Here is a 25,194-nt window from a genome sequence, read left to right as displayed (position 1 = left end):
TTATTCGAACGAGGACCCCCGCCATCATCCCTTCACAGAAACCCAAACTGCGCCCGGAGAACATGGCCGAGCGCATCTATCAGCAGCTCAAGGAAGACATCTTCGAGTTCCGCCTTCTGCCGGGGGATCGCTTCAGCGAAGGCGAGGTAGCCGAACGCGTGCAGGCCAGCCGCACGCCGGTGCGGCAGGCGCTGTATCGGCTGGAGCGCGAAGGCTATCTGGAGGTGTATTTCCGCAGCGGCTGGCGGGTGAGGGCGTTCGATTTCAATTATTTCGAAGAGCTTTACGACGTGCGCATCGTGCTGGAATGCGCGGCACTGGCGCGTCTCGAGGCATTGGATCTGGAGCAGCACCCGGTCATCGACGAGCTGAAACGCACCTGGCTCGTCACGCACCCCGAGCGCCTGCAAGATGCCCAGCAGGTGTCAGCGCTGGACGAGCGTTTCCACTGCGCACTGCTGGAGGCGGCAGGCAACACCGAGATGGCGCGCCTGCACCTGGAGATCACCGAGAAGATCCGCATCATTCGTCGCCTGGATTTCACCCAGGCGGCGCGTATCGAGGCGACCTATGACGAGCACGGGCAAATTCTCGACGCCGTGCTCAACGGTCACACCGGGCAGGCGCAGCAGTTGCTCGCGCGGCACATCGAAATCAGCAAGCAGGAAGTGCGCAAGATCACCCTGCACCGGCTCCATGTCGCCCGGGCATGAGCTGACGTTTGCACCTCACAGCAACGGTAAACGCAAAAGGACTCAGCGCGGGTTGCGTCGCTCGGCCACTTCGGCCAACACCGCCAGGTCCATCTCGCCCTGACCATGGTCGATGGCGTCCTGCAAGTGGGCGCGAATCATCTCGGCGCTCGGCATCTGCACGGAGACCTGACTCGCCGCCGCCAGCACCAGATCCACGTCCTTGAGCCCAAGCACCGCCTTGAACGCGGCCGGCTCGTACGTGCGTTCACCGATCAGCGCGCCATAACCGGCGTACACCGGGCCGGGGAAGATCGTCCCCGCCGCCAGTTCCACCAGATCGGCCGATTTCAGGCCGTGGCGGGTGACCAGCACGGCCGCTTCGCTCATCGCCTCGATGGCCGAAACCAGCATGAAGTTCATGGCCAGTTTCATGGCATTGGCGCTGGAGGGTTTGTCGCCCATGCGCCAGGTCTTGCTGCCGATCAGGTCGAGCAACGGCTGCACTTTCTCGATGGCTTCAGCGGAGCCGGCAGCCATGATGTTCAGCTTCGCGGCGGCAGCCATGTTGGGGCGGCCCATCACCGGCGCGGCGATGTAATCGATGCCCTGTGCGGCGTGCAGCTCGGCCAGCTCGTCGGCGAAGGTCACGGAAATGGTCGCCATATTGATGTGGATCAGCGGGCCCTTGAGTGACTTGAGCAGACCGGAATCCAGCAGCACCGCGCGCATGGCCTTGTCGTCGGCGAGCATGCTGAACACCACGTCGGCGGCGAACGCTTGCGCAGGCTCGGTGACTGCCGTGGCGCCTTGCTCGACCAATGGCTTCGCCGCGTCGGGAGAACGGTTCCAGACCAGCAGTTCATGACCGCCTTTCAACAGATTGCCAGCCACGGCCTGACCCATATTGCCGAGGCCCAAAAAGCCGATTTTCATGGGGATGCGCTCCAGTAGAAGGTGGGGTGTGCGGCGCACACTCCTATCATCAAACTGAGAGCCATTCACTTAAATCCTTGGCCCGTATGTCGGAATTGATCCGCTGCAAGTGGTGCAGATCAAGGGTGCCCAGTGGCTTATCTCCCGCCTGTTCGGCCACTTCAGCCGCCAGCTTCTGCCTGAACAGCGCGGTCTGGGAGGCGTCCAGGTACAGGGCTTTTTCACTCTTCTGGGCTTTCACTCGCACGACCAGATCGGCGGGCAGTTCGACACCTTTTATGGCGCAGCCCAGGCACACCGTGGCGAAATCATCCAGGCCTCGCACTTCCATTTCCTTGAGTTTGCCACCGTTTTCCGGGCTGCCAGAAAGCGGATGCTCCTTGTTCTGATAGGAATATTGCTTGGTGTCGGAGGTGTACTGAATGGCGTGGGTGGACAAGTTGTTGATCTTCTCGAAGCCGAACACCAACGGGACAATGCTGCCCCGATTCAACACGCCAAGGTACGGGGCCTTTCCATCCTCTAGAGAGCGCAGCAGCTCACTGGCGGCCTGATGATAGAAACGGTTCAGGTCATCACCCCGCAGCTCGTTGACCTGTCCGCCCGTCCTCAAACCGATGGACCCCGGCATTTTCAGGTCACCCAGATGTTCGTCCAGTGACGCGCCGATGAATTTCCTGCCGACGGGCCTGTTGATATAGCTGGCGTGCAGGAAACGCTGCAGCCATGCCGCACTTTCGCCCGGCAGCTGCTCGGGATCGGCTATGTCGAGGGTGGGGGCCATGGCGTTACTCGGCAGTGCTTTGCCGTTGTTCAGCGCATGCAGAATTACTTGCGCCATGCGGTGTTGCAGCGCCCGCGAGTGCGCGTTACTGGTGTTGAGTCCTTTGCCTGCCGCATAGACGCGCGCCTTGCTGCGCAGGTTGGGCCGGGTGGTCGTGTCGGTCGAGCTCTCCCGGGTGCGATCGGAGAAAAACACCTTGCCTTCCAACGACTGGGTGCCGCCTTTGGCATCATTGACGCCGCCCTTCAGCGCCCCGGATTGCAGGATTTCCAGTCCCCACGGGGTGCCGTGCAACGCCTCCGGCTTGGCATAGGGCAAGGGCGCCGTCGGGTTGAGTGACTGCAGCAGGGCCATGCGCAAACCTGAGCGGCTGCGCTCGTCGATGTCGCGCATTTTGTCGAGCACATCCAGCGGCGAATGGCCTTCGGCGTTCAAGGTGTTGGCGCGCTGGCCGTCCTTGCGCAAGCGCGCCAGCGCCTCGGCGTCGCGATTGGCCACGGCCGCGTGCAGCGTCGGGCTGGCCTCGGAGGTTTCAGCGTTGGCCGAAGGGCTGTGCGAGGTGACAGCCGGGATGAAAGGCGAAGAAGTTCGGATAGGAGTCATAAGGGCGCGCTTATGGTTAAAAATGCCTGAGTGGACCCGGCGCGCCTAACGGTTCCACATCACCCGTGCCTTGCCGCCTGCCGTGCCTCGCCGCGTATCACCAGACCGATGCCGAGCCCCGAGACCGCCATGCCCAGGGCCATCAGCCACGACAGCGGTTCGTCGAACATGGCCCAGGCCAGCAGCAGCGTCAGCGGCGGGCTGAGGTAAAGGACACTGGCGACCCGCGTTGGCGTGGCCCGGCGCAGGCACATCCAGTACAGCCCGTAACCGCCGACTGTCGACACCGACGTCCACAGCACACTCATCGCAAAGCCTGAATCGGGGACGGGGGCGAGACTCCCGTGCAGTCCGGCAATGAGGGCAAACACGAAGGTCGAGACGAAGCACTGCAGCCACAGGTTGGGCAGCAGGCCCAACGCCGTCGGGTCCGGGGAATGTTTTCGCCACAGCGTGGCGACCGCCAGCGACAGCATGCCCAACACCGGCAGGGCGTAGGCCCATGGAGGTGCGTTGCCCCAGGCCAGCGCGTCGTGGGTCGCCAGCATTACGCCCGCCAGGCCGATGAGCAAACCGATCCATACGCTGTGGGTCAATCGCTGGCGGAGCACCACGGCCGCGAGCACGGCCATGCCGATCGGCAACAGATCGGCGAACAGCGCCGCCAGCCCGGCGGGCACTCCCAGGGCAATCCCCTCGGTCACGCCGAACAGATAACCGGCCATGGCCAGCAGGCCGATGCCGGCGTTTTTCAGCAGCACCGCGGGCGGTGTCTGGCGCAGTTGCCGGGCGACGAAGGGAAACAGAATCAGCGTGACCAAAAGGCAACGCCAGAACACCACCAGCGACGCCGGCGCGAAATCGATGGAGAAGCGCGCGCCAATGAAGCCCGAGCTCCAGATGATCACCAGCCCGGCTTCGAGCAGCGGCAAGGGCATCGCCCGGCGTCGCGACGGAAGGGGAAGGCTCACGTTGGTCAGTTCGTTTGAAGTGTTCATGGACCCAACGTACCCAACCGCCGTAGTCTAATAAATCAAAATAAACGACAGCAGTGCTTCGGGATCAGTGAATCATGAGCGCCATTCTTGATATCGAACAGGTCCGCACCTTTCACGCCGTGGCGCGCATCGGCAAGTTCAGTGCGGCGGCGGAACAGCTGCACAAAAGCCCGGCGGCAGTCAGCGTGCACGTGCAGCGGCTGGAAGCGGTGGCGGGCGGGCGGCTGCTGAATCGCGACAACCAGTCGGTGTCGCTGACGCCGCTGGGCAAGCGTTTTCTGACCTCCACCGCCGCGCTGCTGAGCACCCACGATCAAGTGCTGGCTGAGCTGCAGGGCACGCAGTTGGCGGGGCGTATCACCCTTGGCGTGCCGGATGAATACGCCACGCACCTGATTCGCGACGTGCTGCCGATTTTCACCGCCGCGTGGCCGAACATCGTTCTGGAGCTGAAGACCGCGCCCAGCTTCATCCTGCGCGATCAGGTGCGGCGGGGGCGGCTGCAGGTGGCGGTCATCGCCCTGCCCGAAGGCCAGTTGGGTGCGGACGATCAACTGCTGGTGCCGACGACGCCGGTGTGGGTCGGCGCCGCACATCACTCGGGGGATTTACCGGACCCGTTGCCGCTGGCCGTGCATGCTGCGCAGTGCTCGTACCGGCAAGCGATGATCGAATCGCTCAAGCGCAGCGGTCGCCGCATGCGCATCGTGCTGGAGAGTTCGTCCAATCAGGTGGTCAAGGCCTGCGTCGAAGCAGGCTTGGGGATCAGCGTGATCGACCGCGCCCGGGTCACCGACGGCATGCGCATCCTGGACGGCCTGCCGCTGATCGCCGATCACGACATCATCGTCGTGCGCTCGTCAGCCTCCCACGGCGATGACGCGGTGGACCTGCTGCGGCGGGCGATCGGGCAGTATTTCCGCCTCTGACGGCGGCGCGTTTCAGTCCTCGGAGCGCTCGCAGAAGCGCAGGCGATTGCCGAACGGGTCGGCGATTTCCATGACCTTGCCCCAGTCGAGGTCCTGAATGCCGGGGCGTGAATAGCCGTAGTTTTTCGCCAGCAGTTCACGCTGCAGTTCGGCGATGTCGCTGACCGGCACGAAGATCGTCGAGCCCGGCGTCGCGTCGCCGTGGTGTTCGGTCAGGTGGATGACCAGGTTGTCGCGGCGGGCCTGGGCATACAGCGGCAGACCCGGTTCAAAGCGGTGCTCCCAGTCCAGGCTGAAGCCGAGAAAATCGACGTAGAATTCTTTCGCCTTGGCTTCGGAAAAAATACGAATCAGCGGTATTGCCGGGGACATCTGCACAGGGGTTCACTCCTTGATGGTCTGAGCGGGCGATTCTAGCCCAGAGTGGACACGCCTCACGCTGCAAAATCGAGGGTGTTCACACTGGCCTCTTCCCGGCTGAAGCCGGTCCCACTGACACAGCGCGTGCACCTAGTGGGACCGGCTTTAGCCGGGAAGGCGTCGGATGCCACGCTGAGAAATTGATAGTGTTCATACTGGCCTCTTCCCGACTGAAGCCGGTCCCACTGACGGGAAATGCGCGCAGCAGAAACAAAAACGGCGCCGTGCTGAAGATCAGCAACGGCGCGCGTCAGAGAAGCGGGGGGTAGAGCGAATTAGCTGCGCAGGTCTTTCTTGATTTCGTCTTCGTCCTTGTGAGGCGCCGCTGTCGGCAGCTCGGGAGGAAAGAACTCGCCTTTGAGATTCAGCGCGGCAATGCGCGTCTTGAGCTTTTCGATGACCAGGTCGATGTCCTGTTGATCATCGAGGTCGTCCACCCGCAGCCACAGGTGCGGAAGATTTTCAAAGTACACGCCGTCGATTTCCACATCAGAGGTCATCTCGCGGTCCTGGCGCCACAGGCACTTGCGGTGAACGGTCGCCGGGTCCTGCGGCCAGGTTTCCGAGGTGGTCAGCCAGACCTCGTGGTAATCCTGCAGATCAATTTCTTCAACTTTGTCCAGTGGGATAAAAGTATTCACATATCACCTGTCAGCCAAGGGGACCGGGCAAGGTCGTTGCGCTGCTGCCTGCCCCAGATCCAATACCGTTTCAAAAAGCGCACACCACTATGGCCGCCGTTTCGCTGACGAGTTCAACGCCCGCGCGCTATTGCCGCACGGCTAAGCCCCGTCAACGCAGCCCCGTCACTGCCCCGTCACTGCGGCGTTGATTCGCGACTGAACGCGTCAACTGCACGCACCAATCCTCTGGCGGCCAGCGCCACCAGCTCGCCGCCTTTTTCAGGCGTGGCCAGCGCAGGGTCTGAGCCCATGCGCCCATCGGGGAAGCGCGCGCGAAAATCCTTCGCCTCGCGGATCGGGCCGGTCGGGGCAATCTGCGGCGAGTAGTCCGCAGACTTGATCGACTCCGGGTAGGCCCACTGGGTCACCGCTATCTCGGACGGCGTCGCGTGGGAACCGTGACCTACCGGGAACTGCCGATGCGCGAGTTCGCCAACGCCTTCCAGGTCCCACCAGTTGGTCAGCTTCAGGGCGAAGCCGGCAGACCGTCCGGCGAAACTGGCCTCGGCATACAGCTCGGAAAACGCCGCCTCGATCGACGCGACGTTGCCACCGTGACCATTGAGAAAGAGGATCTTTTCAAAGCCATGACCCGCCAGCGAGCGAGCCCAGTCGCCAATGGCGGCGATGAACGTCGAGGGGCGCAGCGAGATCGTCCCGGGAAAGCCCAGATGGTGCTGCGCCATGCCGATGTTGAAGGTCGGCGCGATCAGGATGTCGGCGCTCTTCTGCGCTTCGTGGGCGATGATCTGCGGGCACATCCAGTCAGTGCCGAGCAGGCCGGTGGGGCCATGTTGTTCGTTCGAGCCGATGGGCACGATGATCGTGCGGCTGCGTTTGAGAAACTGCTCGATCTCGATCCACGTGGACTGGTGCAGAAGCATGTCAGGTGCTCTCCTCAGGGAAGGGGGCTTCAGAAAACCGGGTTATGGCGAAAAATCAATGTGCGCGCAGCGCTGCCGGGTGGGCGCGCCGAAATCGTCAATCGGCGCTCAGGCGGGCGGCTCAGAAGGAAAACGCGCGATGAAACAGGTGCCCAGTTCGGCCGATGAGCTCACGGTCAGGATCCCGTCATGGGCGGTGGCGATCTGTGAGGCGATATACAGCCCAAGGCCCAGGCCCTCTCCGCGACCACCGGCTTCGGACCGGGTGAAGGGCTCGAACAGCAGCGGCATCAGCCGTGGCGAAATGGGCGCGCCATGATTCATGACAGAAATGATGACCTGATCGCATTCCTGCCAGACGTGCAGATGGATCGGCGTGGTGGGGGAACCGTGGGTGACCGCGTTGCCCAGCAGGTTGGACAGCAACTGACTGATGCGAAGCGGGTCGCAGTAGACGGTTCCGCTGAGGGTGATGGCCTCGATGAAGCTCGCCTGCGGGTGCGACGCGCGGATCTCGTCCACCGTCGATTTCAGTACGTCGGCAAGATCGTCGGTGAGGTGGCGCTTCACCGGAATGCCGCTACCCATTCGGCCGCGGGCAAAATCCAGCACGTTCTCGATCAGCACGCCCATGCGGATCGAGCTCTGCCGTATGGCGGCCACCAGCCCCAGCGAGCGCTTGTCTTCGGTTTTGGTCGCCAGCAGGTCGGCGCTCATGCGGATCGCACTCAACGGCGTGCGCAGGTCGTGGCCCAGCACCGCCATGAATTGCTCGCGCAGCCGGCCGTTTTCAGTGGCGTCGCTAAGTTCGGCGCGGGCGCTCTCCAGGTGACCCTGGGTGTCCAGGCTCATGGCGATCAATTGCGCAAAGAGGGTCAGCGTCTTGACGATGGCGGGGTCGCCCAGGTTGGCCGGCACCGAATCGATCGCGCACAGCGTGCCGAAGAATCGACCGTCGGCCAGAACGATGGGGATCGAGATGTAGCTTTCCAGGCCGTAGGTGAGGGGCGTGTGGTGGGTGGCGAAGTGCGGGTCGGCGCTGGCGTGGCCGAAGACCACCGGGGTGTGGTGCTGGCGGATCTCGTGGCAGATGGTCGACTCCAGAACCAGTTCGCCGCCCGGCTTGAGGCCGAAATTGATTGAGTCATCGACGGCGCACGCCACCCAGTGATGTTCCGTGACCCTGGCGATTGCCGCAAAGCGCATGCCGGTGATGTGCTTGACCATGCTCAGAATGACGGGCACGGCAGGGATTGCACTGATCGCCTCAACATCCAAAGCAAACTCTGGGCGGGTCATCGGATCTGGCTCTGGGGTGGTGGGAGGGCAGCGTATCTAAAATCCGCCAGCATGGCTAACCCCTAGGCCCTGCGTGCGACGTGTCGGCGCGGATTATTGAACCCTGACGCTCACGCAGTGGTCGTTTTACTAGTGCCCTGAAGGCAAATGTCATTTGCGTCCCATGAGCTGTTTGCTGTCGGTCGACGTGGCGATACTTGTCAGCCTTATGTCCCTCGAAGCTTCTGCTTCCCCAAGCTTTCTGTTTCTCAGCGCTTCTTATTTCTTAAAACAATGGGCCCACGGATGGCCGCCGCGAGGTTGAACGATGATTGCGATGCACCGATTTGCACTGCTGATGACCACTGCTGCGATGCTCAGTGCCTGCGGCGAGACCGCCAAGCTGCCGTTCCAGGCCGGGGTGGGCGCGCAGCCGCAACTGCCCGAGCCGAACAGCACGTTGATTCCGACGGTCAAGGTGTCCAAGGCCGTCGGCTGGAAGGGCACCGACACGCCCAAGGCCGCCGAAGGCTTCAAGGTCAGCGCGCTGGCCGAGAACCTCGACCACCCGCGCTGGCTGTACAGCCTGCCCAACGGCGACATTCTGGTGGCCGAAAGCAACAAGCCGCCGAAGCCTGAAGGCGCGACGGACGGCGGGCCTGGGGTGATGGCCTGGATCAAACGCACCGCCACCGGAATCGTGATGAGTCGGGTCGGCGCCGAAGCCGAAAGCGCCAACCGCATCAGCATCCTGCGCGATGCCGACGGCGATGGCCGTGCGGAGATGAAGAAGGTATTCATCAGCGGCCTCACCTCGCCGTTCGGTATGGTGCTGGTGGGCAATGACCTGTTCATCGCCAACGCCGATGCCGTGGTCAAAATCCCGTACAACGACGGCCAGACTGAAAGCACCGCCACGCCGGTGAAAGTCACCGACCTGCCAGCAGGCATCAATCACCACTGGACCAAGAACATCATCGCCAACCGCGAAGGCACCAAGCTGTACGTCACCGTCGGCTCGAACAGCAACGTCGGCGAGAACGGCCTGGAAGCCGAAGAAGGCCGCGCGTCGGTCTGGGAAGTGGACGTCAAGACCGGGCAGAAACGCCTGTTCGCCAGCGGCCTGCGCAACCCCAACGGGCTGGCCTGGAAGCCTGGCAGCAACGAGCTGTGGACGGTGGTCAACGAGCGTGACGAAATCGGCAGTGACCTGGTGCCGGACTACCTGACCTCGGTCAAGGACGGCGCGTTCTACGGCTGGCCGTGGAGCTACTACGGCAATCACGTTGACAGCCGCTTGCAGCCGCCGCGCCCGGACATGGTCGCCAAGGCCATCGCCCCGGATTACGCCCTCGGCACCCACGTCGCGCCACTGGGCCTGACCTGGTCCGACCCGCGCGGCATGCCGGCCAAATTTGCCGACGGTGTGTTTGTCGGCGAGCACGGTTCGTGGAACCGCAATCCCCAGGCCGGCTACAAAGTCGTCTTCGTCGGCTTTAAGGATGGCCGCCCGACCGGCCTGCCGGTGGACGTCCTGACCGGCTTCCTCAACGCCGACGGCGACGCGCAGGGCCGTCCGGTCGGCGTCATCCTCGACAAACAGGGCGCGTTGCTGGTGGCGGACGATGTGGGCAACAAGGTCTGGCGCGTCAGTCAGGCCAAGTGATCCCTTAGCGATGAAATGAAAAATGCCGGTGATGATCACCGGCATTTTTCGTTTAGGCGGCCCCTTGGCCGTGCCTGCAGCTAGCGTGAAAACCGACGCGCGCCCGCCACGCACGCGATCACCCCGACGGTTACGACCAGCATGCCCACGCTGACGCGTTCATGCAGAAGGGTCGCGGCCAGCATCAGACCAAAAAAGGGCTGCAGCAACTGCAGTTGTCCCACCGCAGCTATCCCGCCCTGGGCAAGACCGCGGTACCAGAACACGAAGCCGATCAACATGCTGAACAGCGACACGTAGCCCAGGCTCACCCAGGCGGGTGCGCTGATGGTGGACAGCGATGGCGGCGCGCTGAACAGGGTCAGGATCAGCATGAGCGGCAACGCCAGCACCAGCGCCCAGCAGATGACCTGCCACCCGCCGAGGGTTCGGGACAGCGTGGCGCCTTCGGCGTAACCCAGGCCGCAGACAACAATCGCCAGCAACATCAGCAGATCCCCCGCCGGTGACGCCGACAGCCCTTGAGCACAGGCGAACCCGACCACCAGCGCACTGCCCAGCAACGAGAATACCCAGAACACCGGACGCGGACGCTCGCCGCCGCGCAGCACGGCGAACACGGCAGTCGCCAACGGCAACAGGCCGACAAAAACGATGGAGTGCGCCGACGTGACGTATTGCAGCGCCAGCGCGGTGAGCAGCGGGAAGCCGATCACCACGCCACTGGCGACGATGAGTAGCGGAATGACTTGGCCACGCTGCGGGCGCTTCTCTCGCAACACGAGCAGCAGACAGACAGCGACCAAACCGGCAATCGACGCTCTGGCGACCGTGAGAAACAGCGGCGTGAACTCCAGCACGGCGAGGCGCGTGGCAGGCAGAGAGCCGCTGAAAATGATCACGCCGATCAGGCCATTCAGCCATCCGGCAGTGGAGGATATGGCCGCCACGGGATGGGGCTTTGAAGAGATTTCCATGCGCGTCGTACTCGTGGGGGCTGGGTAGTGAGGCTGTCGGCTTAGCCTGGGTCTGGCGTCGGCTTGTTGGTTGCTGTCGAGCCAGCGTAAGGGGCAGAATCAGCACAATCAAAAAATTGTCATGGATACAGCCCTAATGCCCCGCGCCCGCTACAAAAACCTTGTCGACCGGTTCGCCGCGCAGATCGCGTCTGGTGAGCTGGCGCCCGGGACGCGCCTGCCGCCCCATCGTCAGTTGGCGGCAGCTGAAGGCCTGGCGCTGGTCACGGCGTCCCGGGTCTATACCGAGCTGGAAGCCATGGGCCTGGTCAGCGGCGAAACCGGGCGTGGCACTTTCGTTCGGGAAATCGCCCTGCCGCTCAGCCATGGCGTTGATCAGCAGACCAGCGCGCCCGGCGTACTTGATCTCAATTTCAACTACCCGACCCTGCCGGGGCAGGCCGAGCTGCTGCGCAACGGCCTTCGCCAACTGGCGTTGTCGGGTGATCTGGAGGCACTGCTGCGCTATCAGCCCCATGCCGGTCGAAGCCATGAGCGCGCGTGCATGGCGCGGCACCTTGCTGCTCGGGGTTTGGTGGTCGAGGCCGAGGAGGTAGTGATCGTCAGCGGCGCGCAGCATGGCCTGGCGGTCACGGTGATGGCGTTGCTCAAGCCGGGCGATGTGGTGGCGGTGGATGCGCTCACTTATTCGGGCTTCAAAGTGCTGGCCGACGCGCACAGGCTGGAACTGATCGCGATCCCCTATGCCGATGACGGCCCCGATCTGAACGCGCTTGAGAAGCTCTGCCAGCGCCGACGGATCAAGGCGGTCTACACGATGCCGACGCTGCACAACCCCATGGGCTGGGTGATGGACCTGGTGTGGCGCGAACACTTGGTGCGCATCGCTCGCCAGCATGGGTTGCTGTTGATCGAAGACGCAGCGTATGCGTTTCTGGCCGACGAGCCACCCGCGCCGTTGAAGGCCCTGGCGCCGGAGCTGACTGTCTACGTCTCTGGGTTCTCGAAAAACGTCGCGACCGGGCTGCGGGTGGGTTACGTGGTCGCGCCGCTGCAAGGGGTTTCGGCCATCGAGCGGGCGATCCGGGCGACGGTCTGGAACACGCCGGGGGTGATGACGTCGCTGGTCTGCGGCTGGATCGAGGACGGCACCGTCGCGCGCCTTGAGGCGGAAAAACGGCTCGACGCACGGACCCGACAGACGCTCGCCCGGGAGCTGTTAATCGGGTTGAACGTCATCAGTCACCCGGCGTCCTATTTTTTATGGGTGCAACTGCCGGAAGATGCCAGGGCCGATCAGGTGGCCATGGCGCTGCTGGCGAACAAGGTGGCGGTCTCGACTGCCGAGCCCTTCGCCACGTCCAGCGTCGTCCCCCACGGGATTCGCCTGGCGTTGGGCTCTCTGGACCTTGATACGTTGCGGGTTGCGTTGCAGGAAGTATGTCGAGCGGTCGGCCGGTACGTGTATTGAAGGGTGCGAAAGGAAAGGGCGGCAGCGGGCTTTGTTGAAGCATCGGTAAAGGTGTTTCTCACTCCGCCTACCATTCCTGAAATCGATAGTGACCATCACGGTAGGCGAGTTCTCTTTTTCACGGAAGAGAGGAGGATGGCCCCATACCGAACTGGCTTGAGAAGGACGCCACGCGATGAAAATTTCAACCCTGCTGACCCTCGTCGCCGTGCTGTCCAGCGGATTCGTCGCTACGGGTTCTGCTTGCGCGGCGGTTACTGTTTCGGCGGCAGACGCCGAGGCGTGCCATTTGCTGCCGGTGGTTGAAAGCCGTGTGGCGCTGCAGTCCTCTCAAAGCGTTGGCGTGCTCTACAGCGAAAACACCGTCAGCACCCTCGAATACCTTGAGCGTTATCACGCCGTGGCGCTGAAAGGCGTCAAGAACGGCGGGCTGGATTCGCGGATTCGTGAAGCGTTCGTCAGCAGCTCCGATCCGAAGCTGGCGATGGACTGGCTGAAAGGCTCGTTGCAGAAGCAGTTCGCGTCGGTGACCGTGTACGACAATCTCGACGCGCTGATGCAGGCGCGGCCGGACGTGGTGGTCATGCTCGACACCTACAGCCGCCTGGTGTCCCAGCGCAATTCTCAGGTGGAAGCGCGCTTCATCGCGAAGTTCTACGACTCGAACCTGCAATACATCGGCAAGGCTGAAGGCCTCGGCGCCAAAGAGCTGACCTCGGTGTGGGTCCACGACAAGGCCGCTCCAGAGATCGCCGCGCAGATCAACCAGCAGCGCGACCTGCAGATCAATGCCCTGAAGCAGTTCGATGCCTCGCTCAAGGCGCTGGTGACCACCGGTAATTCGGCGGAAGTGGCGAGTAATTGATCGCTGGATTTACGCAGGGCTTTGGCGGGACTGCGCGCACACTGTAGGACTGGCTTTAGCCGGGAAGGAGCCAGTGTAATCACCCTGGATTTGCAGTGTGACAACCGACGCCTTCCCGGCTAAAGCCGGTCCCACGAGTTGAACGCGGTTCGATAGTGGGACCGGCTTTAGCCGGGAAGAGGCCGGTCTGATCACCCTCGATTTTGCAGCGTGACGCCCGACGCTTTCCCGGCTGAAGCCGGTCCCAAGGTGAATGCAGTTCCATAACGTAAATCCGGCCTGAGCCTTTCCCCTGATACAACAAAAAACCGCTGCGCCCCTCATCAAGGCGTCAGCGGTTTTTTTGTGGGTGCGTTTACTTGCCGTCAGGCAACGCGTAGGCAATCACAGAATCACCACGATCCGCCGACTGGCGGGCGCCGCCGGCGGTGATGACGATGTACTGCTTGCCGGTCTTCGGCGACACATACGTCATCGGGCCGCCCTGACTGCCGACGGGCAAGCGGGCTTTCCAGGCTTCTTCGCCGTTGGCGCTGTTGAACGCGCGCAGGTAGTAATCCTGGGTGCCGGCGATGAACACCAGACCGCCCTGGGTCGACAGCGTGCCCCCCAGCGTCGGCATGCCGATCGGCAGCGGCAGGTGCATTTTGATGCCCATCGGGCCGGTGTCCTGAACGGTGCCCACCGGCACTTGCCAGGCGATCTTCTGGGTCTTCATGTCGATGGCGGTCAGCGTGCCAAATGGCGGCGCCTGGCACGGGATGCCGGCCACGGACAGGAAGCGGTTTTTGTTGACCGCGTACGGGGTGCCTTTCAGCGGCACGGCGCCCATGCCGGTGTTCAGCGCTTCACCGCCGGACGCCGCAATGGCGTCCTTCAGCTGCGGCACCATCTGAATCCACAGGCCCAGGCGCATGTCATTGACGAAGATGAAGCCGTGCACCGGGTCGGTCGACAGGCTGCCCCAGTTCATCCCGCCCAGGGAGCCCGGAAAGCTCAGGGAAATGTCGGTGCCCGGCGCGGTGAACAGGCCGTCGTAGCGCATCTTCTTGAACGAAATCCGGCACAGCAACTGGTCGAATGGCGTGGCGCCCCACATATCAGATTCGGTCAGGGTCTGCGCGCCGATCTGCGGCATGCCGACAGATTTTGGCTGGGTCGGCGAGTAAGGTTCGTTGGGGATGTTCGACGCCTTGACCGGGACTTCCTTGACTTCGGTCAGCGGCTGGCCCGTGTGACGATCGAGGACGAAAATCTGCCCGGCCTTGGTGCCGATGACCAGCGCCGGCACCTTGCTGCCGTCAGGCTTGGCGAAGTCGATCAGGCTCGGCTGCATCGGCAGGTCGAAATCCCAGAGGTCGTTATGGACCGTCTGATACACCCACTTCTGCACGCCGGTGGTGGCGTTTAATGCCAGCACCGAGGCGCCGTAGGTGTGGTCGAGCTCGGTGCGCTTGACGCCATAAATATCGGTGGACGAACTGCCCATCGGCAGGAACAGCGTGTTCATGGCCGGGTCGTAGGACATCGGTGCCCAACTGTTCGGCGTGCTGCGCACATAGGTTTTGTCGGCGGCAGGGGCCTGCTTGTCTTCGGGATTGCCCGGATCGAATGCCCAGCGCATCTGCCCGGTGACCACGTCAAAGCCCCGAATCACGCCGCCCGGCATGTCGGCCTGAACGTTGTCGGCTACGCGTCCGCCGACCACCACGGTGGTCCCGGCCATCAGCGGTGCCGATGACAGTTGATAGTAGGAATCGGGCACGTTGCCCAGACCGGCCTTGAGGTCGATCTGGCCGTTGTTGCCGAAGCCCTGGCAGAACTCGCCGGTGTCGGCGTCCACAGCAATCAGGCGCGCGTCGATGGTGTTGGTCAGCAAACGACGCTGGCAGTTGGCGCCGGCCGGCACTGCGACCGGCGCGGCTGGGGTGCTGCCATCGGTAGGTGGCGCGACGGCGGCGCTGGCATCGAAATAGGCCAGCCCGCGGCAGCGTTGCCACACGGCGGACTTGGCGTTGATTTCGTTTTTCCACAGCTGCTTGCCGGTGTCGGCGTCCAGCGCGATGACGTTGTTGTGGGGCGTGCAGATGAACACCTTGTCGCCGACCTGCAGCGGTGTCATCTGGTCTTCGGCGCCATTACCGTCGCTGATGGCGACGTCGCCGGTGTGGTAGGTCCAGGCCGGCACCAGCTTGCTGACGTTGTCGCGGTTGATCTGGTCCAGCGCGGCGAAGCGGCTGCCGCCTTCATCGTTGCCGTAATGGGCCCAGTCTTTCTGCGCGTGGGCCGGATCGACCTTGGTCAGCGCCGGGCCATCGCCCGTGGGCGACACAGAGGCGTGGGGCTGAAACATCCCCCAGAACCCGGCGACCATCGCCACCGCCAGCACACCGCCAACGAGGTAACCGCCGCGACCGGCTGCGAGGCCATTGGCCTTGCGCAGGGATGGGTAGATCAGCGCGACCAGCAGACTCAGAACGCCGAGGGCAAACAGGCGGGAAACCAGCGGCCAGAACACCAGCCCGGCGTCCGCCAGCGCCCAGATCAGCGTCAGCAGCATCACCGCTGCAAACAGCCAGGCGCCTGACAGGCGACGCCGGAACAGCAGGACGGCCGAGATAATCAGGCCCAGACCGGCCATCAGGAAATACGCGCTGCCGCCTAGCGTGACGAGGTAGCCGCCCCCCGCTGCAAACAGTAATCCGAAAACCAGCACGCCCAGCGCGACGACCCGGATGGGCCAGCGGCTGACGGCTGCCGAAGGTTGTGAGTGATTCATGAGACATTCCTGCTGACGCGAAGAAGGGTCGGGGACGACCGATCAAGTGAGGTGAGGACAAGGGTTCAGAGCGTGATGGCTGCCAGATGCGATTCTTCCGGCGTTATCCGGCGCGTAATTAACCGGTTAGTTAATTCCGGCGACGATAGCAAAAAAACGCCATGCCTGCGTCAATTTGTCTCTGTTTTGGTGGATCGGGGCGGGCGTCCTTCGGGGCTGGACGTGTCAACGCTGCTGATCCATGAACTCGCGTAAACGGTGTTGCAGGCGGTCAACCGCATTGTCCATCGCAAGAAACGCCTCGACCGTCATCACCTGCCAGCGCTGGCCTTCGTCGCCGAACACCACCTGATCGAACAGGCCGTCAGCCACTTCAGCGACGAAGAACCAGGTGTCGAGCCCGTTGACGCCCTGACCCGGGTAGACCCGTTTGTGGATGAATGAAGCGGGGTCGAGGACGATGCCGAATTCCTCCATCGTCTCCCGCACGGCGCACTCTTCCGGGGTCTCGTCCCCCTCACGCCCGCCGCCGGGCAGGTCCCACAGATTCGGCCACGGGATCTCGGGTTTGTCATCGCGTTGGTACGTCAGCAGCGAGCCGTTGCACAGAATCGCGACTTTTGCGCCGGAGAAAGGAGGGTGGGTGGACATGATTGCGCCTTCATTGAGTTAGTGCGGATAACCTAGCACTTCCTGGCTGAGGCATCGTCTTGCAGCCAGTAGCGCTGACACTCCGCAGTCATTCAGTGGGACTGGCTTCAGCCGGGAAGGCGTCAGTGGTCACACTGCAGGATTGAGGGTTATCACGCGGGCCTCTTCCCGGCTAAAGCGGGTCCCACTGAAAGCGTCGCGTGCATCCAGTGGAACTAGCATTCGTGCGAGCCATTCACCCCCGGGAGAAACAATGAACAACCCAACACTGAAAGATGCCTACACCGGCTACATCGCCTGCCTCAATCGCCAGGACTGGGCTGCCTTGGGAGACTTTGTCGGCGAGGACGTGCGTTACAACGGCGAGCGCGTCGGCCTGGCCGGCTATCGGAAGATGCTGGAGCGGGATTTCCGCGCGATCCCTGACCTGCGTTTCGTCATCGATCTGCTGATCGCCGAGCCACCGCACATTGCCGCGCGGCTGACGTTCGATTGCACGCCGGTGGGCGAGCTGTTCGAGGTGGCGGTGAACGGGAGGAGGGTGCAGTTTACGGAGAACGTGTTCTACACGTTTGAGGCGGGGCGTATCGTCAACGTCGCGTCGGTGATAGACAAGGCGGCGGTGGCGGCGCAGGTGCCGAAGCCCTGAACCGCCGAATGGCCTGGCAGCGCGGCTGACTCAGACGAGAATCAGCAGCGCCACGCCTCCATCAATGCAACGCGCTGGCGCGGTTTTTCGCGACGTCTTCGGCTTTGACCTCGCCGTCGCTCTGACCGAATCGACGCAGCACGAAGGTGCTCACGGCCGCCAGTTCAGCGTCGCTGTAGCTGCGGGCGAAGTCAGGCATGCGCTGGTCGACCCGTGCCGCCGTTGGCGTGTGGCCTTCCAGTAGCGTCGCCATCAGGTTGCGACCTTTGGGGTCGTTGACGGTTTTCAAGCCGGCCAACCCGCCCGCCGGTGATTGCCGGCCACTGCCATCGATCTGGTGACAGGCCACGCAGGTGTCGTTGAACAGCTTCTGGCCGAGCCCTTTTTGCAGCGCCGCATCGTTCACCGCCATGCTTGGGCGAGGAATGCCTTCGCTTCTCGCCGGCGTGCTCTTGAGGTACACCGCGATGGCCTTCAGGTCAGCCGGGTCGAGGTAGCGCAGGCTGTGCTCGACGGCGTCACCCATAGGCCCGCCCGCGGCGCCGAAACCGGCCGCGTACCCCTTCGACAAGTAGCTGACGATCGCTTCTTCCGGCCAGGCGCCGATGCCGTATTTCGCGTCGGAGCTGATGTTGTAGGCCATCCAGTTGCCCAGTTCCGCACCCGCCAGCGAGTTGCTGGAGCTCATCGCCTGGAAGATGTTGCGTGGTGTGTGGCATTCGCCGCAGTGGCCCGGGCCCTGCACCAGATACGCGCCACGGTTCCACTCCGCCGATTGCTTGCTGTCGGGGACGAAGCGCTCGTTGCCCGCAAAAATCGCGTTCCAGAACATCATTCCCCAGCGCTGATTGAACGGGAACGAAATCTTGTTCTCAGGCGGCATCTGCTTCACCGGCTCAAGGCTGAACAGGTAGCCCTTGATGGCCAGGATGTCTTCACGGGACATCAGCGTGTACGAGGTGTAAGGGAAGGCCGGATAGTAATGCTTGCCGTCCTTGCCCACGCCTTTTTGCAGGGCGTCGACGAACTCGTCGTCGGTCCAGTTGCCGATGCCGGTTTCTTTGTCCGGGGTGATGTTGGGCGAATACAGGCTGCCGAACGGCAACTTGAATTCCAGCCCGCCGGCGTACGGCTTGCCGCCCGGCACGACGTGACAAGCCACGCAGTCAGCCGCGCGGGTCAGGTATTCGCCCTTGCTCATCGCCGGGGTGTCGCTCGCGTAAACGGTGCTGGCCAGCAAACCGGCCACAAGTCCGAGCGCAGTGTTGAAAACGTTCATGACGCGCTCCTTAAACAGTGAAATAGCCAAAGCGGCTCAACGGCAAACGACGCTCACGGACACCGGTCGCGGCGTACACGGCGTTGACCAGCGCGGCTGCGGCCGGCACGGCACCGGTTTCACCGACACCGCCCGGGGTCTCGACGCTGTCGACGATGTGCACCTCCACCGGTGGCGCGTCGCTCATGCGGATCTGCCGGTACTCGTGGAAGTTGGTCTGCTGCACCTGACCCTTCTCGACGAGGATTTCGTTGAACAGCGCGGCCGACAGACCGAACAGCGTGCCGCCTTCCATCTGCGACGCCACGGAGGTCGGGTTGGTCGCGAAGCCGCAGTCGATGACCGTCACCAGCCGCTTGATGCGCAGGCCTTTTTCGCCCTGCTTCTCCAGCTCGACGATGGTTGCGACGAAACTGCCGAACACCGCCGTCACCGCCACGCCACGGCCCGAACCGGCCGGCAGCGGCTTGTCCCACTCCACCAGTTGCGCGGCCTTGGTCAGCACTGCCTGGGCGCGGGGTTGCGACTGCATCAGCGCCAGGCGGTATTTCACCGGATCGACCTTGGCGTTGTGCGCCAGCTCGTCAATGAAGCACTCGATGGCGTAGGTGCTGCGCAGCGGTCCGACGCCGCGCCACCACGAAACCGGAATCACCTCCGGGTCGTGACGGATGTAGCGCACCTCTAAGTTGGGCAGGGTGTAGATCGGGTCCTTCGCCACTTCGACGGCATCGCCATCGACGCCGTCAGCCGGCAATGCGCCGATGTAGGCCGCGACCACCGAGGCACCGGCGATGCGATGCTCCCAGCCCAGCGGACGCAGGTCCTTGTCCAGCGCCGCATTGAGGCGGTCGACGTAGTGCGGACGATAACGGTCGTGGGTCATGTCCTCTTCGCGGCTCCAGATCAGCTTGATCGGGTAGCTCAGCTGGCGCGCGATGTCCACGGCCTGGAAGATGAAGTCAGACTCAAGGCGACGGCCGAAACCACCGCCGATCAACTGGTTGTGGATCACCACCTTTTCCACGGGCATGCCGCAGACTTTGGCGGCGCCCGCCTGGGCCATCCCCGGCGCCTGACAGCCGACCCACAACTCGCACGCGTCGGCGCGCACATGGGCGACGCAGGTCATCGGCTCCAGCGGCGAGTGGGACAGGAAGGGTTGCTCGTAGATCGCTTCGAAGCGGCTGGAGGCGTTTTTCAACGCCTCGGCGATGTCACCGGACTGGTGCGCGAACACACCGTCGCCAGCGCTCGCGTCGAACAGCGATTTGTCCAGCTGCGCTGAATCCAGACCAGCATGGGGGCCGAGGTCCCAGTCGATGTCCAGCGCCTTGAGCGCTTGCTGGCAGGACCAGAAATTGCTCGCCGTCACCGCCACCGCGTTGTCCAGACGGACGATATCGCGCACGCCGGGGACCTTGCGCGCAGCGTCTTCATTCTTGACGCCGCGCAGCTTGCCGCCATGAACCGGGCAGGTGAGGGTGGACGCAATCAGCATCCCCGGCACTTGCAGGTCGATGGTGAATTTCGCTGTGCCGTTGACCTTGTTCGGGGTGTCCAGTCGCTGGACCGGCTTGCCCAGCAGCTTGAATTCGCTGACGGCTTTGAGCGGGATGTCGGTCGGCAGCGGCAGCTTCGCCGCAGCATCCACCAACTCACCGTAACCGGCACTTTGACCGTTCGGGCCAATGACCCGGCCGTTCTCGGCGTGGCACTGGCTCGGCGCGACTTTCCAGCGCATGGCCGCGGCCTGGATCAGCACAATGCGCGCACCGGCGCCGGCCTTGCGCAGGGGCTCCCAGCTGTAGCGGGTGGAGGTCGAACCGCCGGTGGCCTGAAAGCTCAGCAGCGCGTCGGTGTACAGCGCTGCATTGGGCGGCGCCTCGGTGATGGTGATCTGGCTCAACGGCACTTCGAGCTCTTCGGCGACCATCATGGCGATGCCGGTCTGCACGCCCTGGCCCATTTCGATTTTCGGTGAAATCAGGGTGACGGCGCCGCTGTGGTCAATGCGCACGAACGCGCCATAGCCCTGCTCGGCGTTGTCACCGAGGCTCGCGCCCTGGACCAGATCGGCGGCGAAGCTGCGGGTAATCGTCGCCGGCAGGTAGGTGCCGATGACCAGGCCGCCCAGCAGCGCACTGCCCTTGAGCAGCCCGCGACGCGAGAGCATCGCGGCGGGTGTTTGTGATTCGGACATGATGACTTCCTTCAGGCCTGGGTGACGCTTTTGATGGCGGCGCGAATGCGGGTGTAGGTGGCGCAGCGGCAGAGGTTGCCCGACATGGCGTTGACGATCTGTTCGTCGTTGGCTTTGGGGTGTTCCTGCAACAGCGCGACGGCGGACATGATCTGCCCCGACTGGCAGTAGCCGCATTGCACGACTTCGTGGTCCAGCCAGGCTTTCTGTACCGCCTGACCCACGGCCTGCTCACCGACCGCTTCGATGGTCGTGACCTTGCGGCCCGCCACGGCGCTGACCGGCAGCACGCATGAACGCACGGCCTGGCCGTCCAGGTGCACGGTGCACACGCCGCACTGGGCAATGCCGCAGCCGTACTTGGTGCCGGTCAGGCCCATCACATCGCGCAGGACCCACAACAATGGCATGTCGTCGGCGACATCCAGGTCGTGCTCCTGGCCGTTAATCATCAATTTCTGCATCACAACCTCAGACGGTCATCACGGTTGACGCACTGCGCCACGAGCAGGCTCGTGAGGCGGCATCAAGGCTTCGGTTTGTTTAAAAAAAATAGCGCCGTGCCAGTGGCCAGCGCTTTATATAGGTCTGCTCGGACATTTTGGTTCGGGACGAGTCAGCGGGATGAATGGTAGTACGTTCATCATTGGAAATGTTTGATTGCGCTGAAAATATTTCCCGAGGCACCGTTAAATGGCCCGCGACAACATGACGCGCTCCGGGAAAGTGCAGTCCCTGGATCTGCCGCTCAGAAAAGGTTATTTGCGCAGGGCCCACCCGTCGCGCACAAAGTTATGGGTTAACAGAATGCGCAAAAGTCTATTACTGAAGTTGATGTAATTAAATCGCGCATCAATGACAGTGATGGGTCTTATCGATTGGAAGTATTTATCATCTGCGCCGATCACGAACAGAATGGCCCCAGAAGCAAACGACAAGCGCTTTGCTTAATCACTACTCAATGAACTTCTGGAGAATGACCATGAAAGTATTAGCCTTCGCTGCTCTGTCCCTCGTCAGTGTTTTTGCCGCTGCCGGCGAACTCCCACCCACCCACCAGCAGCCCTTGACCCAGGTTGAACAATACAACCGCCACAAAGGCATCGACGTCGCTAAAGTGATCAGCATCAAAAACGCCCAGGACCCACAGAAAGTTGATGGTCCGGTGCAATCCACCATGGTTTATATTGACCACGCCGGCGTGACACATAGCCTTGACTACACCATCATGGGTTACGGTCGTCAAAATGGTTGATCGCCAGTGCCCTGGCGGCTTCAACTACAAACGCTATAAAAGAAACGCTGCATTGAATGCAGCGTTTTTTTTGCCTGAATATTTAGGTGGAGCCTATACCGGCATGAACTAGCGCTGGCGGCCGACATATTTAAATGACCCATTTATGCCTTAGCGTCGATAAGCATCACGCCCGCTGCTGGATGAAGTCCAGGAAGGCTCTCAGCGGTGATGGGACATAGCGCCGTCCCGGGTAATACAGAAACGGCCCGCTGAAACTTGGCCACCAGGGTTCGAGCACCGGTTCCAGCGCGCCGCTGTCCAGGTGGGGGCGCAACCAGTCTTCGAACAACGAGACGATGCCCAGGCCGTCGATGGCGGTTTGCACGGCGAGGTCAAATGCGCCGCCAATCCGTACAGTCAGTGGTCCGCTCGGGTCGACACGCACATTTTCTCCGTCACGCTCGTACTCCCACAGCGGAATAGAACCGCTGGGGAATTTGCCGGGCAGGCAACTGTGGGTCAACAGATCCCGTGGATGCTCAGGCCGGCCCCGGGCGTCGAGATAAGCCGGCGATGCTGCCGTGGCGAAACGCTGAACGCGCGGGCCGATGGGTACGGCAATCATGTCCTGTTCCAGGCGGTCGTCGTAGCGAATGCCGGCATCGCAACCGGCGGCGAGCATGTCGACGAAGCTTTCCTCCGTGACCACTTCCATGCGGATGTCCGGGTGCGCTTGCAGGAACGGGGTGATGATCGCCGGCAATATCAGGCGGGCGGCGCTGACCGGTACGTTGAGCCTGAGCGTGCCGGAAGGGCGGTCGCGGAAATCATTGACCACGTCCAGTGCCGATTCGACTTCGCCGAGGGCGGGGACGATCCGCTCCATCAGCCGCGCGCCGGCTTCTGTCGGCACGACGCTGCGGGTGGTGCGGTTGAGCAAGCGTACGCCCAGGCGCGATTCCATGCGTCGAACGGCGTCGCTGAGGCTGGACGCCGACTTGCCGCTCAGCCGCGCGCCTTCCCGAAATCCGCCCGCGTTGACCACGGCCACGAAGGCCAGCAAATCCTGAATGTCTGTCGCCATTGTCCGCTCGCTCGTACAACCCGTGCCGATTGCACCTGATTATCAGCGCATCGGTCAACGCCTATAGTCGCTGCACACACTTGATCACGAGGCGTCACCCATGAGCCAGGCCAGCAAGGCAGGACACTTTCCATTAGGCGGTCGCACCGTCAACCGCATGGGTTACGGCGCCATGCAGCTGGCAGGGCCGGGCGTTTACGGGCCGCCGAAAGACCACGCGGCCGCGATTGCCGTTTTGCGTGAGGCGGTCGCTTCCGGGGTCAACCACATTGATACGGCCGACTTCTACGGCCCTCATGTCACCAATCGACTGATCCGTGAGGCCTTGCACCCGTACGCCGACGAGCTGTTGATTGTCACCAAGGTCGGCGCCTCCCGAGGGACCGACGCTTCATGGAATCCCGCCAACAGCCCGGCGGAGTTGGTGAGCGCGGTGCACGACAACCTGCTCAATCTCGGCCTGGAAGCGCTGCACGTGGTGAACTTCAGGGCGTGGGGCACCGGGCATTCACCGGATGAAGCGTCGATAGCCGAGCAGTTCAGTGCGCTGGCTGAATTGCAGCGTCAGGGGCTGATTCAGCACCTGGGCCTGAGCAACGTCAGTGCAAAACAGGTCATCGAGGCGCAGAGCATTGCCGAGGTGGTCTGTGTGCAGAACCACTACAACCTGGCCCACCGGGATGACGAGCAGCTGATCGCAGAACTCGGCAAGCAGGGCATCGCCTATGTGCCGTTCTTTCCATTGGGTGGTTTTACGCCGTTGCAGTCGCAGACGCTGTCGGACGTCGCCACACGCCTCGACACCTCGCCGATGTGCGTGGCACTGGCATGGCTGCTGCAGCGTGCGCCTAATCTGCTGCTGATCCCGGGCACCTCCTCAGTGGCGCATCTGCACGAAAACCTGACGGCAGCCGAGCTGGTGATCCCCCAGGAAATGCTCGCCGAACTCGACGGGCAGAGCGCCTGAAGCTGTCCCGGCTTACGCCGGCCCTACGTCTGGCGCATGGGGTCCCCCTGGAGGAACGCATGCTTTAGTGGGACTGGCTTTAGCCGGGAAGAGGCCGGTGTGAACACCATCAATTTGCGGTGTGACGACCGACGCCTTCCCGGCTGAAGCCGGTCCCACATTTAGAACACGCGGTGCAACTGGATGAATGCGGTGCCCTTGTGGGACCGGCTTTAGCCGGGAAAAGGCCGGTGTGAGCACCATCAATTTGCGGTGTGACGACCGACGCCTTCCCGGCTGAAGCCGGTCCTACCGGGATTTGCAGCCTATCAATCCAGGTCCGACGCATCATGCCGTTCCGGCACTTGGGTGGCTTCGTCGCCCCAGGTCCGGTTGACGCGCATGCCGCGAATCACTGCCGGCCGTTGCGCAATGGTTTCAGCCCAGCGCTGCACGTGGGTGTATTCGTGGGCAGCGAGGAATTCAGCGGCGCCGTACACGGTGTTGCGCACCACTTGCCCGTACCACGACCACACGGCGATGTCGGCGATGGTGTAGCTGTCGCCGGCCAGATAAGCGCTTTCGCTGAGGCGGCGATTCAGCACGTCCAGCTGACGCTTGGCTTCCATGGTGAAGCGGTCGATCGCGTACTCAAACTTCTCCGGCGCATACACGTAAAAGTGCCCGAAGCCGCCGCCCAGATACGGCGCAGCGCCCATCTGCCAGAACAGCCAGTTCAGGGTTTCGGTGCGTCCGGCCAGGTCCTTGGGCAGCAACTCGCCGAATTTCTCCGCCAGATACAGCAGGATTGAACCGGACTCGAACACGCGAAGGTTGGGTTCGACGCTGCGATCCAGCAGGGCGGGGATTTTCGAGTTGGGGTTGATGTCGACGAAGCCGCTGCCGAACTGATCGCCCTCATTAATACGGATCAGCCAGGCGTCGTACTCGGCGCCGCTGTGGCCGAGGGCAAGCAGCTCCTCAAGCAGAATCGTCACCTTGACGCCGTTTGGCGTGGCCAGCGAATACAGCTGCAACGGGTGCTTGCCCACCGGCAGGACTTTCTCGTGGGTCGGCCCGGCCGTCGGGCGGTTGATGCTGGCGAACTGGCCGCCGGAGGGCGCTTCGTGTTTCCACACGGTAGGCGGGACGTAAGGTGCCTTGCTCATTGAACACTTCT

At 62.8% G+C, this 25,194-nt stretch carries 23 protein-coding genes; 8 read left to right on the top strand and 15 right to left on the bottom strand.

Going from position 1 to position 25,194, the window contains the following annotated elements:
* Positions 1-62 precede the first annotated feature (62 nt).
* Positions 63-713 (top strand): GntR family transcriptional regulator, encoded by a 651-nt coding sequence (locus QWI20_RS03760; protein ID WP_369304232.1) that lies wholly within the window; start codon positions 63-65, stop codon positions 711-713.
* Positions 714-755: 42 nt separating this feature from the next.
* On the opposite strand, the gene QWI20_RS03755 is transcribed toward QWI20_RS03760, so the two are convergent.
* From QWI20_RS03755 to QWI20_RS03745, 3 genes are read right to left on the bottom strand one after another with little or no spacing between them, the layout of a single operon-like run.
* A complete protein-coding gene (locus QWI20_RS03755; RefSeq protein ID WP_369304231.1) occupies positions 756-1,628 on the bottom strand; it encodes an NAD(P)-dependent oxidoreductase in 873 nt (290 codons plus the stop codon).
* A gap of 49 nt (positions 1,629-1,677) precedes the next feature.
* On the bottom strand, positions 1,678-3,015 hold the full coding sequence (locus tag QWI20_RS03750; RefSeq protein WP_369304230.1) for an ankyrin repeat domain-containing protein: 1,338 nt from the start codon (positions 3,013-3,015) through the stop codon (positions 1,678-1,680).
* Positions 3,016-3,074: 59 nt separating this feature from the next.
* Positions 3,075-4,013: a DMT family transporter gene (locus tag QWI20_RS03745; protein WP_369304229.1), complete on the bottom strand. Its 939-nt coding sequence runs from the start codon at positions 4,011-4,013 to the stop codon at positions 3,075-3,077.
* Positions 4,014-4,087: 74 nt separating this feature from the next.
* Here QWI20_RS03745 and QWI20_RS03740 point away from each other — a divergent pair, with 74 nt between their 5' ends.
* Complete coding sequence (locus tag QWI20_RS03740) at positions 4,088-4,942, top strand: LysR family transcriptional regulator (protein WP_369304228.1); 855 nt, start codon at positions 4,088-4,090, stop codon at positions 4,940-4,942.
* A 12-nt stretch (positions 4,943-4,954) separates the two neighbouring features.
* On the opposite strand, the gene QWI20_RS03735 is transcribed toward QWI20_RS03740, so the two are convergent.
* From QWI20_RS03735 to QWI20_RS03720, 4 genes are all read right to left on the bottom strand, one after another.
* Positions 4,955-5,320, bottom strand: coding sequence for a glyoxalase superfamily protein (locus tag QWI20_RS03735; protein ID WP_369304227.1), 366 nt, complete (start codon positions 5,318-5,320; stop codon positions 4,955-4,957).
* A gap of 317 nt (positions 5,321-5,637) precedes the next feature.
* A complete protein-coding gene (locus QWI20_RS03730) occupies positions 5,638-6,003 on the bottom strand; it encodes a hypothetical protein (RefSeq protein WP_369304225.1) in 366 nt (121 codons plus the stop codon).
* A gap of 176 nt (positions 6,004-6,179) precedes the next feature.
* Positions 6,180-6,929 carry a creatininase family protein gene (locus tag QWI20_RS03725; RefSeq protein ID WP_369304224.1) on the bottom strand — a complete coding sequence of 250 codons (750 nt, stop codon included), beginning with the start codon at positions 6,927-6,929 and terminating at the stop codon, positions 6,180-6,182.
* Positions 6,930-7,037: 108 nt separating this feature from the next.
* Positions 7,038-8,228: an ATP-binding protein gene (locus QWI20_RS03720; protein WP_369304223.1), complete on the bottom strand. Its 1,191-nt coding sequence runs from the start codon at positions 8,226-8,228 to the stop codon at positions 7,038-7,040.
* Positions 8,229-8,535: 307 nt separating this feature from the next.
* Here QWI20_RS03720 and QWI20_RS03715 point away from each other — a divergent pair, with 307 nt between their 5' ends.
* Positions 8,536-9,873: a sorbosone dehydrogenase family protein gene (locus tag QWI20_RS03715; protein WP_369304222.1), complete on the top strand. Its 1,338-nt coding sequence runs from the start codon at positions 8,536-8,538 to the stop codon at positions 9,871-9,873.
* An 80-nt stretch (positions 9,874-9,953) separates the two neighbouring features.
* Here the strand turns inward: QWI20_RS03715 and QWI20_RS03710 are convergent, their stop codons facing one another.
* Positions 9,954-10,850, bottom strand: a complete 897-nt coding sequence (locus QWI20_RS03710; RefSeq protein WP_369304221.1) for a DMT family transporter — start codon at positions 10,848-10,850, stop codon at positions 9,954-9,956.
* A 136-nt stretch (positions 10,851-10,986) separates the two neighbouring features.
* On the opposite strand from QWI20_RS03710, the gene QWI20_RS03705 reads away from it, so the two are divergent.
* A complete protein-coding gene (locus QWI20_RS03705) occupies positions 10,987-12,321 on the top strand; it encodes a PLP-dependent aminotransferase family protein (RefSeq protein ID WP_369304296.1) in 1,335 nt (444 codons plus the stop codon).
* 175 nt (positions 12,322-12,496) lie between these two features.
* On the top strand, positions 12,497-13,186 hold the full coding sequence (locus QWI20_RS03700) for an ATPase (RefSeq protein ID WP_369304220.1): 690 nt from the start codon (positions 12,497-12,499) through the stop codon (positions 13,184-13,186).
* Between the two features lie 355 nt (positions 13,187-13,541).
* Here QWI20_RS03700 and QWI20_RS03695 read toward each other — a convergent pair whose 3' ends face one another.
* Together QWI20_RS03695 and QWI20_RS03690 are read right to left on the bottom strand one after the other, a co-directional pair.
* A complete protein-coding gene (locus tag QWI20_RS03695; protein ID WP_369304219.1) occupies positions 13,542-15,965 on the bottom strand; it encodes a glucose/quinate/shikimate family membrane-bound PQQ-dependent dehydrogenase in 2,424 nt (807 codons plus the stop codon).
* A 225-nt stretch (positions 15,966-16,190) separates the two neighbouring features.
* Complete coding sequence (locus tag QWI20_RS03690; protein WP_369304218.1) at positions 16,191-16,616, bottom strand: NUDIX hydrolase; 426 nt, start codon at positions 16,614-16,616, stop codon at positions 16,191-16,193.
* Positions 16,617-16,869: 253 nt separating this feature from the next.
* Between QWI20_RS03690 and QWI20_RS03685 the strand changes: the two genes are divergently transcribed.
* Positions 16,870-17,265, top strand: a complete 396-nt coding sequence (locus QWI20_RS03685; protein WP_369304217.1) for an ester cyclase — start codon at positions 16,870-16,872, stop codon at positions 17,263-17,265.
* Positions 17,266-17,326: 61 nt separating this feature from the next.
* Here QWI20_RS03685 and QWI20_RS03680 read toward each other — a convergent pair whose 3' ends face one another.
* The 3 genes from QWI20_RS03680 to QWI20_RS03670 all read right to left on the bottom strand — a co-directional run bounded on the left by QWI20_RS03680 (position 17,327) and on the right by QWI20_RS03670 (position 21,211).
* Positions 17,327-18,466 carry a c-type cytochrome gene (locus QWI20_RS03680; protein WP_369304294.1) on the bottom strand — a complete coding sequence of 380 codons (1,140 nt, stop codon included), beginning with the start codon at positions 18,464-18,466 and terminating at the stop codon, positions 17,327-17,329.
* 88 nt (positions 18,467-18,554) lie between these two features.
* Complete coding sequence (locus QWI20_RS03675) at positions 18,555-20,747, bottom strand: molybdopterin cofactor-binding domain-containing protein (protein ID WP_369304216.1); 2,193 nt, start codon at positions 20,745-20,747, stop codon at positions 18,555-18,557.
* A gap of 11 nt (positions 20,748-20,758) precedes the next feature.
* Positions 20,759-21,211, bottom strand: coding sequence for a (2Fe-2S)-binding protein (locus QWI20_RS03670; protein WP_369304215.1), 453 nt, complete (start codon positions 21,209-21,211; stop codon positions 20,759-20,761).
* Positions 21,212-21,729: 518 nt separating this feature from the next.
* Here QWI20_RS03670 and QWI20_RS03665 point away from each other — a divergent pair.
* Positions 21,730-22,002 carry a DUF2790 domain-containing protein gene (locus QWI20_RS03665; RefSeq protein ID WP_369304214.1) on the top strand — a complete coding sequence of 91 codons (273 nt, stop codon included), beginning with the start codon at positions 21,730-21,732 and terminating at the stop codon, positions 22,000-22,002.
* A gap of 166 nt (positions 22,003-22,168) precedes the next feature.
* On the opposite strand, the gene QWI20_RS03660 is transcribed toward QWI20_RS03665, so the two are convergent.
* Positions 22,169-23,068, bottom strand: a complete 900-nt coding sequence (locus QWI20_RS03660) for a LysR family transcriptional regulator (RefSeq protein ID WP_369304213.1) — start codon at positions 23,066-23,068, stop codon at positions 22,169-22,171.
* Positions 23,069-23,168: 100 nt separating this feature from the next.
* Between QWI20_RS03660 and QWI20_RS03655 the strand changes: the two genes are divergently transcribed.
* On the top strand, positions 23,169-24,035 hold the full coding sequence (locus QWI20_RS03655) for an aldo/keto reductase family oxidoreductase (protein ID WP_369304212.1): 867 nt from the start codon (positions 23,169-23,171) through the stop codon (positions 24,033-24,035).
* A 308-nt stretch (positions 24,036-24,343) separates the two neighbouring features.
* Here QWI20_RS03655 and yghU read toward each other — a convergent pair whose 3' ends face one another.
* On the bottom strand, positions 24,344-25,183 hold the full coding sequence (gene yghU, locus QWI20_RS03650; protein WP_346627850.1) for a glutathione-dependent disulfide-bond oxidoreductase: 840 nt from the start codon (positions 25,181-25,183) through the stop codon (positions 24,344-24,346).
* Positions 25,184-25,194 lie beyond the last annotated feature (11 nt).

Source organism: Pseudomonas sp. W2-17 (assembly GCF_041060445.1).
Taxonomy (GTDB): domain Bacteria; phylum Pseudomonadota; class Gammaproteobacteria; order Pseudomonadales; family Pseudomonadaceae; genus Aquipseudomonas.
Note: the sequence above shows the minus strand (reverse complement) of the source record. Positions and strands in the feature narration are given on the sequence as shown.